The sequence below is a fragment of the Aquincola agrisoli genome, from assembly GCF_036621135.1.
GTDB lineage: Bacteria > Pseudomonadota > Gammaproteobacteria > Burkholderiales > Burkholderiaceae_C > Aquincola > Aquincola agrisoli.
This window is the reverse complement of record NZ_JAZIBG010000058.1, coordinates 1-11258: the sequence shown is the minus strand read 5'-3', so window position 1 is coordinate 11258 and position 11258 is coordinate 1. Positions and strand designations below refer to the sequence as shown.

Annotated in this window: 10 protein-coding genes; 8 read left to right on the top strand and 2 right to left on the bottom strand. The window is 70.7% G+C overall.

All coding sequences use genetic code 11. From position 1 onward, the window contains the following. The first annotated feature begins 72 nt into the window (after positions 1 to 72). Complete coding sequence (locus tag V4F39_RS26480) at positions 73 to 921, top strand: MipA/OmpV family protein (protein WP_332293244.1); 849 nt, start codon at positions 73 to 75, stop codon at positions 919 to 921. Between the two features lie 12 nt (positions 922 to 933). On the opposite strand, the gene V4F39_RS26475 is transcribed toward V4F39_RS26480, so the two are convergent. Together V4F39_RS26475 and V4F39_RS26470 are read right to left on the bottom strand one after the other, a co-directional pair. Beyond that, a complete protein-coding gene (locus V4F39_RS26475) occupies positions 934 to 2301 on the bottom strand; it encodes an ATP-binding protein (protein ID WP_332293243.1) in 1368 nt (455 codons plus the stop codon). After that, positions 2298 to 2963, bottom strand: coding sequence for a response regulator transcription factor (locus V4F39_RS26470; RefSeq protein WP_332293242.1), 666 nt, complete (start codon positions 2961 to 2963; stop codon positions 2298 to 2300). Before V4F39_RS26470 ends, V4F39_RS26475 begins: the two co-directional genes overlap by 4 nt. 134 nt (positions 2964 to 3097) lie before the next feature. Between V4F39_RS26470 and V4F39_RS26465 the strand changes: the two genes are divergently transcribed. The 7 genes from V4F39_RS26465 to V4F39_RS26435 all read left to right on the top strand — a co-directional run. Next, the gene (locus tag V4F39_RS26465; protein WP_332293241.1) at positions 3098 to 4387 is read left to right on the top strand and encodes a carbohydrate porin; all 1290 of its coding nucleotides are present in this window, start codon (positions 3098 to 3100) and stop codon (positions 4385 to 4387) included. A 53-nt stretch (positions 4388 to 4440) separates the two neighbouring features. Continuing rightward, positions 4441 to 5832 (top strand): L-serine ammonia-lyase, encoded by a 1392-nt coding sequence (locus V4F39_RS26460; protein WP_332293240.1) that lies wholly within the window; start codon positions 4441 to 4443, stop codon positions 5830 to 5832. A 161-nt stretch (positions 5833 to 5993) separates the two neighbouring features. Beyond that, a complete protein-coding gene (locus V4F39_RS26455) occupies positions 5994 to 8561 on the top strand; it encodes a type VI secretion system Vgr family protein (protein WP_332293239.1) in 2568 nt (855 codons plus the stop codon). A 3-nt stretch (positions 8562 to 8564) separates the two neighbouring features. Continuing rightward, a complete protein-coding gene (locus V4F39_RS26450) occupies positions 8565 to 9278 on the top strand; it encodes a T6SS immunity protein Tli3 family protein (protein WP_332293238.1) in 714 nt (237 codons plus the stop codon). Then, positions 9275 to 9985 (top strand): T6SS immunity protein Tli3 family protein, encoded by a 711-nt coding sequence (locus tag V4F39_RS26445; protein WP_332293237.1) that lies wholly within the window; start codon positions 9275 to 9277, stop codon positions 9983 to 9985. The genes V4F39_RS26450 and V4F39_RS26445 overlap by 4 nt, the downstream gene beginning before the upstream one ends. Next, positions 9982 to 10698, top strand: coding sequence for a T6SS immunity protein Tli3 family protein (locus V4F39_RS26440; protein WP_332293236.1), 717 nt, complete (start codon positions 9982 to 9984; stop codon positions 10696 to 10698). Before V4F39_RS26445 ends, V4F39_RS26440 begins: the two co-directional genes overlap by 4 nt. Further along, positions 10695 to 11258 (top strand): T6SS effector phospholipase Tle3 domain-containing protein (locus V4F39_RS26435; RefSeq protein WP_425606893.1); only part of this gene is annotated, 564 nt, incomplete at its 3' end. The genes V4F39_RS26440 and V4F39_RS26435, both read left to right, overlap by 4 nt.

Sequence of the window (11258 nt, the reverse complement as noted above, 5' to 3'; positions counted from 1 at the left end):
GCCGGGTCGCCAAGATCCCGTTCACGCGCGCAGGCACGGTGCCTCGCGCAGACGTGAATGGAAACAGACCCGATGGCCAACCGCGTTCCCGCTCCTGCCTCCGCCCTTGTCCCCGCATCCGCCCGCACCCCCGCCCGCCCAAGCGGGCGGCGCCCCTTTCGTTCCGCCGTTGCCGCGGCAGCCCTCGGCGCACTGATCGGCCCGGCAGCCTGGGCGCAGGCCCCCGCGCCGGAAGCCGGCACGGGCCCCGCGTCCCCATGGGGCCTGGGCCTCGGCGTCGCCTATGACCGCCAGCCCTACCGCGACTTCGACGACAAGGCGCAGGCGCTGCCGCTGCTGGTCTACGAGAACCGCTGGGTCAGCATCTTCGGCCCGCGGATCGACCTGAAGCTCCCCTCGGCCGGCCCGGTGTCGTTCCGCCTGCGCGCCGCCTACAGCGGTGACGGCTACGAGGACGACGACTCGCCCTACCTGCGGGGCATGGACAAACGCAAGAGCAGCTTCTGGCTCGGCGGCGCGGCGACGTGGCGCAACGAGATCGCCAACGTGTCGGCCGAGTGGCTGGGCGACGCGTCGGGCCACAGCAAGGGGCAAAGATTCAAGCTGCAGGCCGAACGCCGCTTCCAGGCGGGTGCGTTCGACCTGACGCCGCGCCTGGCCGCCCAGTGGGTCGACAGCAAGTATGTCGACTACTACTACGGCGTGAGGTCATCGGAAGTCCGCCTCGGTCGCTCGGTGTACGAAGGCGACGCCACCGTCAACGTGGAAGCCGGCCTGCGCATCGGCTACGGCATCACGCCGAAGCAGAGCGTGTTCCTGGACGTGAGCACCACCCGCCTGGGCAGCGGCATCAAGGACAGCCCGCTGGTCGACCGCTCCAGCACGAGCGGCGTGCGCATCGGCTACTTCTACCGCTTCTGACGATCGAGACGATCAGGCCGGCCCGGCCGGCGGGAACAGCACCCGCACGCTGAAGCCCCGCCCCTCCAGGCCCGGCCCGGTCTCGATGGCGGCACCGTGCAACTGCGCGATGCCGGCCACCAGCGACAGCCCGATGCCGCTGCCGCGCACGGTGCTGCCGGCCACGCGGTGGAAGCGCTGGAAGATCGCCTCGCGCTCGGACGCCGGCACCCCGGGGCCGTCGTCGGCCACCTCCAGGCAGGCGCGCGGGCCGGCAGCGGTATCGCACGGCCCGCAGGCCACGCGCACGCTGCCGCCGGGTGCGGTGTAGCGCAGCGCGTTGTCGACCAGGTTGCGCAGCAGGATGCCGACCTCGTCGACATCGCACTCGATGGTGCAGGGCTGCAGGGCCAGCACCAGCCTGCGCCGCTGCTGGTGCGCCTGCATATCGAACTCGCGGCTCACGTGCACCGCCAGTTCGTTGAGCTCGGCCGCCGATCGCCGCGGCGCGTGGGCGTCCGCGTTCAGGCGTGCCAGGTCGAGCAGTTGCTCCGACAGGCGTGTGCTGCGCTCGGCCACGGCCAGCAGCTTGCCGAGCGCCGCGTCCTTTTCGGCCGGCGTGCTCGCGCGCACCGCGACCTGGGCCTGCGCCTGCAGCGCGGCCAGCGGCGTGCGCAGCTCGTGGGCGGCATCGCCGATGAAGCGGCGTTCGCCCTCCACGGCTTCATCCAACTGCTGCAGCACGTGGTTGAAGGCCCCGACGAGCGGGCGCAGCTCGGTCGGCAAGGCCTGCGCCGGGAGCGGCGTCAGGTCGAGCCTGCGGCGCCGGTGCAGCGCGGCCTCCAGGTCGGCCACGGGCTTCAACGCCTTGTGCACCACGCACCACATGAAGGCCCCCACCAGCATCAGCACCACCGTGGCCACCCCCAGGGCGACCAGCGCGTTGTGCCGCAGTTCGGCATCGATCGCGCTGTGCAGGTTGCCCACCTGCACGTAGATGCGGCCGGCGCGGTCGGACACCGAGACGACCCGCCAGCGCTGGCCGTCGACCACCGTGCTGGCGAAGCCCTCGGCGAAGTCGGCGCGCAGCGGCGTGCCGGGCGCGCCCGGCGTGCGCACCGCCAAGCTGGACTTGTCTATCCACACCTGGAACGCCAGCTGTTCCTCGTTGCCCTGTGCGTCGGCGCGCAACTGCAGGCGCGGGCGGACGTCGCGCCACGACCAGTCTTCCTTCTGCGGGATCGCCATCAGGATCTTGATCGCCATCGTGCGCAGCTCGTTGTCGGCGATGCTGCTCTGGCTCTGCGCGAAGTAGGCACCCAGTGCGCCCAGGGCGATCGCCCAGCACAGCACGATGGTGCCGCCGGCAGCCCGCATGATGCGGCTGCGCAGCGAGGTCACGCGCCGGCCTCGCCGATCATGTAGCCGTGGCCGTGCACCGTGGTGATCACGCCGTCGCCGAGCTTCTTGCGCAGCTGGTGGATGAAGACGGCGATGGTGTTGCTCTCGATGGTGCTGGCGTGGCCGTACACCACGTCCTCCAGGTGGTCGCGCGTCACCACGTGGCCGGGCCGCTCGAGCAGCGCCAACAGCGTGCGGTATTCGTGGCTGCTGAGCGTGACGCGTTCGCCGCCGCGCGTGACCAGCCGCTTGTTGCGGTCGAGCTGGATGTCCTTGTAGCTCACCACCGGCACCACGCGCCCCTGGCTGCGCCGCACCACGGCGCGCACGCGCGCCCACAGCTCGTCGAGCTGGAAGGGCTTGACGAGGTAGTCATCGGCACCGGCGTCGAGGCCCGCAATGCGTTCGCTCAACAGCGTCCGCGCGGTGAGGATCAGCACCGGCGTCACGTCGTAGCGGCCGCGCATGCCCTTGAGCACCGCCAGGCCCGAATCGCCGGGCAGGCTCAGGTCCAGCAGCACCGCGGAATACGCATGGTCGACCAGCGCCACGCGCGCGCCCGCGGCCTCCCCGACGCGGTCGATGCGCCAGCCGTTCTGGCGCGCGGCGTCGCAGACCGCGTCGGCCAGCATGTCATCGTCTTCGACCAGCAGCAGGTGCATCGGGATCAGGGCTTCGGTTGCACCCGACATCTTGCCCGGCACGGATGAGTTTTCGATTAACAACGCGTTGAACCGCGCGGCCCTGACGGGCTCAGAAACGTTTTCCCATCGATCCCGAAAGGAAACGCGAAACGATGCAGACGCCCCACCGCCCCCACCCTTTCTCGCCTCGATGGCAACAGCCTCCCCTCGGCCGGCTCGCCGCCGCGGCAGCCGCCGCCTTGCTGCTGGGCACGCCGCCCGCCCGCGCCCAGCAGGCCGATCCCACCCAGGCCTTCGTCCGGCGCGCCAGCGAGGCCACGGGCCTCGAGTTCTGGGGCTACGCGCGCGCCGGCTTCTACGATGGCCACCGGCAGCGTGGCCGCTTGCGCGGGAACTACACGCTCGGCGGCGACCTGCAGAAGTACCGCCTCGGCAACGAGGGCGACAACTTCGTCGAGTTCGGCATCGGCAAGCGCATCGAGGTGGGCGCCGGCAGGGAGTGGGGCGTGTTCTACATGCCGAAGAACTACAACGGCAGCAGCGGCACGGCACAGCTCTACACCTCGCTGCGCGGCCTGTTCGGCAACGGCGCGACGGTGTGGGCCGGCCAGCGCTACCACCGCATCCAGGACGTGCACATCGTCGACCACTGGGTGATGGAGGACGGCGACCACCACGGCGTGGGCATCGACGACCTCCCGCTCGGCAGCCGCCTCGGCACGATGAACATCGCGCTGTACACCGCCGATGCGATCGACGACCACGCCCCCAACCCGAACCGCGCCCGGCGCCTGAACCTGCAGTGGCGCAACATCCCGGCCAACGCCGGCGGCACGCTGACGCTGACGGGCGCGCTGGTCTCGGGCCGGTTCGCGCGCGGCAGCGACGGCGGCTCGCTCGGCCTGCTGCACCACCAGAAAAACTTCCTCGTGGCCGGCCTGGACAATTCGTTCTTCCTGCAGGCCTCGAACGGCCATGCGTCGATCAGCGGCAAGTTCCACGGCCTCGACGGCGGGGATGGCGCGCAGCCGGGCGCACGGCAGCGCCGCGTGCTCGACGTGATCAACTTCCAGTTCCAGCGCTGGGGTGGCCAGGCGATGGCCGGCTACCAGACCCTGGAGGCGGCCGGCGAACCCGCAGTGAAGGACTTCAGCCTCGGAGGCCGCGTGGCGTACGCCCTGGCCCCGTACACCAAGCTGCTCGCGGAGATCGGCATCACGCAGCGCAAGGTCCGGGGCGAGCGCGCACGGCGGCTGGACAAGGGCACGATCGCGGTCGCCTTCGCACCGGCCACCACGTTCTGGGCACGCCCCGAGTTGCGCTTCTATGCCACGCATGCGCGCTGGAACCGCGCTGCCGCCGATGCCCACGCCGAGGGCTTCGGGCTCGACGGCCGGCGCCGCGGCAGCACCGTGGGGGCGCAGGTGGAGGCCTGGTGGTAGCGGCCGGCCTGGCGTAACCTGCACCCCACCTGGTCTCCCATCGCGACACCGACATGGCCGTCTCCGCGTTCGACCTCTTCAAGATCGGCATCGGGCCCAGCAGTTCGCACACGGTGGGGCCGATGCGCGCGGCGCGGCTCTTCACGCTGCGGTTGAAGCACGACGGCCTGCTCGAACGCACGGCGCGTGTCCATGCCCAGCTCTACGGCTCGCTCGGCGCCACCGGCAAGGGCCACGGCAGCGACAAGGCCGTGCTGCTCGGCCTGGCCGGGCACGAGCCCGACACGGTCGACGTGGATGCCGTGCCGTCGCTGCTGCAGGCCATCGCCGCCGCCGGCTCGGTCGCGCTGCACGGCGAGCACACCATCGCTTTCGACGCAGCGACCGACCTGCACTTCCACCGCCGCGAGAGCCTGCCCTTCCACGCCAACGGCATGCGCTTCGAGGCCTTCGACGGCCAGGGTGCCGGGCTCGCCAACCGCGTGTACTACTCGGTCGGCGGCGGCTTCGTCGTCAGCGACGAGGTGGCCGCCGACGGCTCCCGGCAGAAGGCCATCGCGCCCGACGCCACGGTGCTGCCGCTGCCCTTCACCAGCGGCGCCGAACTGCTGGCCGTGTGCGCGCGCGAAGGCCTGAGCATCGCGCAGGTGATGCGCGCGAACGAGCGCCACTGGCGCACCGACACGGAGATCGACGCCGGCCTGCTGCGCATCTGGCAGGTGATGCAGCAGTGCGTGCAGCGCGGCCTGCGCAGCGAAGGCGTGCTGCCCGGCGGCTTCAAGGTGCGGCGCCGCGCGCCCGGCCTGTACCGCGCACTCACCGCCAACCCCGAAGCCGCGCTGCGCGATCCGCTGCAGGTGCTCGACTGGGTGAACCTCTACGCGCTGGCCGTCAACGAGGAGAACGCCGCCGGCGGGCGCGTGGTGACGGCGCCCACCAACGGCGCAGCCGGCATCGTGCCGGCGGTGCTGCACTACTACGCACGCTTCGTGCACGGCGCGGGCAGCGCCGGCATCGTCGACTTCCTGCTCACCGCCGCGGCCATCGGCATCCTCTACAAGGAAAACGCCTCGATCAGCGGCGCCGAGGTCGGCTGCCAGGGCGAGGTGGGCGTGGCCTGCTCGATGGCCGCGGGGGCGCTGTGCGCGGTGATGGGCGGCACGCCCGAGCAGGCCGAGAACGCCGCCGAGATCGGCATGGAGCACCACCTGGGCCTGACCTGCGACCCCGTGGGCGGGCTGGTGCAGATCCCGTGCATCGAGCGCAACGCGATCGCCTCGGTGAAGGCCATCAACGCCGCGCGCATGGCGCTGCGCGGCGACGGCACGCACCACGTGAGCCTCGACAAGGTCATCAAGACCATGCGCGAGACGGGCGCCGACATGCAGACCAAGTACAAGGAAACCGCCCGCGGCGGGCTGGCGGTGAACATCGTCGAGTGCTGACCACTTGACCGGCACAGCGGGCCTGTGCAAGCTCAACCCACTCGAAACAGCGCCCCCCGCCTCCGGGTTTGGCGGCGCGGCCTCGATCGCAGTAGCAGTCCGTCGCCAGGCAGTACCTCGCCCTTGCCGATCCGACCCGCCCTGCTGCCGGGGCCGCCGCCATGTTGCTATCCGATCGCCCCGCGGGCGCCTTTGCGGCGCCGTTCCGCCTCGATCTCGAAGGGCTGCCGCCGGGCACGCTGGCCGTCGTGCGCCACCGCATCGAGGCGCGGCTGGACGCGCCCTACACCGTGCGCCTGTGGCTGCAGGCCGATCCCGCGCTTTTGCAAGCGCTGCGCGAGCCCGTGGGCCGCCGCGCCACGTTCTTCCTGCAATCCCAGGCCCACAGCTTCGAGCCCTTCCACGGCCGGGTGGCCGAGGCCGCCTTCGGCGGATGGGCGCCCGACGACGACGCCGCCGATCCGCTGTCGGCCCTGCTGGACGCTCCCGCCCTCCCGCACCCGAACGCCGACGCCCTGCCGCTGAGCCTCGTGCTGCGGCCTCGCCTGTGGTGGGCCGGCCTCGGCGGCCGGCATCGCCACTTCCAGCGCCAGTCGACCGAGGACACCGTGCGCGCCGTGCTGGCGGAGCACGGGCTCACTGCCGCCGACGTGCGCTTCGTGCAGGGCACGCCCCTGCCCGCGCGCCGCTACCGCCAGCAGTCCGGCGAATCCGATCTCGTGTTCGTGCACCGGCTGCTGCAGGCCGAAGGCCTGTGGTACCGCTTCGAGCAGACACCCGAACGCGAGGTGATGGTCGTCGGCGACGACGCCGGCGGCTGGGCCCGGCCGCCGCACTGGTCCGCCGTGCGCTTCGTTGCGCCCGCCGGCCTGGCGACGCCGCCCGACGCCGGCCTGCCCGGCACCGGATGGCAGCAGGTGATCACCGACTTCGAGCGGGTGGCCCGGGTGGTGCCCACCGAAGCCCGGGTCACCGACCGCAACTACCGCCTGCCAGCGCTGATGCTGCAGGCCGCTGCGGAAGGCCCGCAGGCGTCGGGGGGCACGGTCCATCTGCACGGCCTGCACCTCAAGACGGCGGAGGAAGCCGGGCTGCGCGCGCGGCAGGCCCGCGAACACGGGCGGCAGGGCGCCGACCGGCTGCACGCATCGTCCACCCTCACCGCGCTGTCGCCGGGCCAGTGTTTCGGCGTGCAGCCCGCGCCGGGCGTGCCCGAAGGCCTGGCGGGGCGCTGGGTGGTGGTCGCCGTCGTCCATGAAGGCGACCGTGTGCAGCCGTACCGCAACCGGTTCGAGGCCCAGCCGGAGCCGGTGGCCTGGCGGCCTGCGCACAACGGGCCGCCGCCGCTCGCCGGCTTCCAGCACCTGCGCGTCGACACCACCGACGGTGCCAACCCCTATGCGAGGCTCGATGCGCACGGCCGCTACCTCGCCTGGCGCCATGCAGAACACCGCCAGGCCCCGGGCGGCACGGGCTCGGCGCCGCTGCGCCTGGCGCGCGACCTTGCCGGCGCGGACTACGGGCAGCACTTTCCGGTGCACGCCGGCGTCGAGGCCTTGGGCGCCCACATGCACGGCGACCCCGACCGCCCCGTGCTGCTGGGCGTGGCGCACGACAGCCGCCACCCCAACCCCGTCACCGCGGCCAACGCCACGCGCCACGTGCTGCGAACCTGGGCCAACAACAAGCTGCGCCTGGAAGACGCCAGCGGCCGGGAGCACATCAAGCTCGCCACCGAGCATGGCGTGACGCAGCTCCACCTCGGCCACGTCGTCAACCACGCGCGGGCCGAACGCGGCCGGGGCTTCGAGCTGCGCACCGACCTCTGCGGGGCGCTGCGCAGCCCGGGCGGCCAGTTGCTGACGACCGAGCCGGCGAACCCCGACGCCGACCCGCAGGGCCGCGGGCACCAGGCGGATGCGCTGGCGGCGAAGGAACACGTGCAGCGCATCCTTCCGTGGGCGGAGCGGCGCAGCCAGGCGGCGCAGCAGGTGGGGCTGGAGGCGGCTGACCTGCAGATGGCGACGCAGCTCCTGCAAGGCCTGCCCGCCGGCCGGCTGCAGGCGCCGCTGCAGGTGCACCACAGCCCGGCCGGGCTGGCGTGGGCGGCGCGCGGCACCCTCACGTTCGGCAGCGAGCGCACCCAAGGCTGGCATGCACAAGGCCCGATCGCGCTGGCCAGCACGCAGCCGCTGGGCCTGACAGCCAAGAAGGGGCTGAGGCTGCACGCCGAGCAGGGCGGCATCCGGCACGTGACGTCCCGCGGCGACCACACCGTGCACGTGCAGGACGGCGACTTCAACGTGCGGGCCGCGCAGGACGTGCACCTGGAAAGCAAGCAGGGCGTGGTGCGGCTGCAGAGCCGCGAAGGGCGGTATTTCGTGGAGGTGGGGCCGGAGGGCTTCCGGACCAACGCCCGCGAGATCCGCACGCGGGCAGGCGCGCGCATCGAGTTCAACGGCGGCGCGGCGGGGGGGGCGGTGGCCGCGGAGCCGGCGACGGACGCGGGAGTGGCTGGGGGGTTGGGGTACTTCGGGAAGATGAGGGTCAACGACAAGCAGCGCATGCCGGTCATGGACGGCTTGCGATCCACCCTCTTGGACGACCGGCCCGCCTATGTCGATCCGCGCGGCGAGGACCGCGCCTGCACGGTGCGGTCGGGCTACATCGACGACATCGACAGTGCCATGCCGATCGTCGTGCGGTGGATGAAGAAGAAGGAGACGTGAGCGATGCCTGCCGATGAGGCCCCTCGGGATCGTGCAACGCCAGCGCGCCGGCGTGGCGTGGCCTTCGCGTTCATGGCCACCTTGTTGCAGGGCTGCGCCATGCTGGGCCACGGCGAGTTGCAGAACCTGCCGGACTGGGACACCCATCCCCGCGCGCCGAAGCAGGTCGTCTACCGGTTCGACGAGCACCGCTACATCGAGAACGATCCCGCTGGCGGCTTTGTCTCTCCGTGCCAGGGCGAGCTGTACTACGTCGACAAGACGCTGGGCATCCGCACCTACTTCTCCGTCAACACCCAGGGCAACCCTGGCGGCCGATTCAAGGTCGACTCCCCCTACGTCGTCGTGCGCAGCGACAAGATCCTCAAGATCTCTTTCGACCAGGGCAGGACGTTTGCCGTGCTGGCGAGCGTCGGGTATGGCGGCGACACGGTCGTGATCAACACCAGGGTCTATGTCTTGAACAGTTGGCTCTGGTACGTCTACGACTTCGAGCCTCTGAGCAAGCGGGTGACGCCCACCCCGGGCCTCACCTACGACTTTGTGCAGACCGTGCGCAACATGTCGATCAGCCCGGAAGCAGCAAAGGCTATCGCCACCGCCAAGCTCATGGAGCCTGGGCCAGGCAGTGCCGAGTTCATCTGCCGCGGCGACTTGCCCTGGCGCCCCTCCGTCAAGCGGGAGCGCGAGATGCAGCAGCCAGGAGGACAGCGATGAACGTTCGTGGCATTGCCGAACTGCAAACTCGCAGGCGAGGCGTCGCGCTGGCCTTTGCGCTCATCGCCGCCCTGTTGCAGGGCTGCGCCATGCTAGTCCACGGCGAGCTGCAGAACCTGCCGGACTGGGACACCCATCCCCGCGCGCCAAAGCAGGTCGTCTACCGGTTCGACGAGCACCGCTACATCGAGAACGATCCGGCTGGCGGCTTTGTCTCCCCGTGCCAGGGCGAGCTGTACTACGTCGACGAGACGCTGGGCATCCGCACCTACTTCTCGGTCAACACCCAAGGCAACCCGCGCCACCGCTTCAAGGTCGACTCCCCCTACGTCGTCGTGCGCAGCGACAAGGCCGTCAAGATCTCCCTGGACCAGGGGCGGACGTTTGCGGTGCTCAATGTGCCACCCAGCGGCGACATCGTCGTGGTCGGCTCGACGTTGTACAGCGGCTGGTACGGCGACTGGGAAAGCTACGAGTTCGATCCGTCCAACGGCCGCCGCGAAGTCGTCGTCCTGACCAACCTCCGTTTCGAGCTGGTCGATGCTCGGGCGTCCGGACTCTCCGCGGCTGTCGCGAAGCGTATTGCGGAGGCCGAGCTGTCCAAGGCCGGTCCGGGCAGCATCGAATTCGTCTGCCGCGACGACCTGCCCTGGCGCCCCTCCGTCAAGCGGGAGCGCGAGATGCAGCAGCCAGGGGCGCGGCGATGAACGTTCGTGGCAGTGCCGATCTGCAAGCTCGCAGGCGAGGCGTCGCGCTGGCCTTTGCGCTCATCGCCGCCCTGTTGCAGGGCTGTGCCTTGCTGGGCCACGGCGAGCTGCAGAACCTGCCGGACTGGGACACCTTCCCGCGGGCACCGAAGCAGATCGTCTACCGGTTCGACGAGCACCGCTACATCGAGAACGATCCGAGTGGCGAGGTCGTCGGCGGCTGTCGGGGCGAGCTGTACTACGTCGACGAGAAGCTGGGCATCCGCACCTACTTCTCCGTCAACACCCAGGGCAACCCGCGTCACCGCTTCAAGGTCGACTCGCCCTACGTCGTCGTGCGCAGCGACAAGGCCGTCAAGATCTCCCTGGACCAGGGGCGGACGTTCGCAGTGCTCAATGTGCCACCCAGCGGCGACATCGTCGTGGTCGGCTCGACGTTGTACAGCGGCTGGTACGGCGACTGGGAAAGCTACGACTTCGATCCGACCAACGGCCGCCGCGAAGTCGTCGTCCTGTCCAACCTCCGTTTCGAGCTGGTCGATGTTCGGGCGTCCGGACACTCAGCGGTTATCGCGAAGCGTATTGCGGAGGCCGAGCTGTCCAAGGCCGGCGCGGGCAGCATCGAATTCGTCTGCCGCGGCGACCTGCCCTGGCGCCCCTCCGTCAAGCGGGAGCGCGAGATGCAGCCACAGCAGCCGGGACGGCAGCCATGAAGCCGACGATCCGCCGTTTTGCCGAGAAGGCCGATGCGGTGATCCCGGTCGAGCTGCTGCACAAGTATTCCCCGACACGCTACGGCACCACCGATCAGGGGCAGATGGCCTGCATCGTGCATAACCCGACGCCGTGCACCATCATCTTCGTGCACGGGGTCAACAGCGAAGGCGAGTGGTACAACGCCGCAGAGGACTTGCTGTGCAGCGGTCTCAATGACAGGCTGGATCGGCATGGCACACGCTACGCCCTGCGCAGCGTCAAACCCGGACCGTATGAGTACCCCAGCGTCAGCGGGGGCAGCCAAGTCCTCAAAAACCACCGCCCCCGCTTCGACCCCACTCAGGACGCCGCCGCCGACCCCTACGTCGCGAACTTCCACTCCCCCGTCATCCGCTTCTACTGGGGCTACAAAGCCCCCCAGGGCGACTTCCTCAAGCCGTCCTACCTCGACGAGGCCGACCCGAAGGCCCGGCGCACCACCGCGCTGCGCCGCTTCCCCGTCGCGCTCGACGAGGACGATGCCTGGGGGGGCGGGCCGTTCCAGAACGGCACCAGC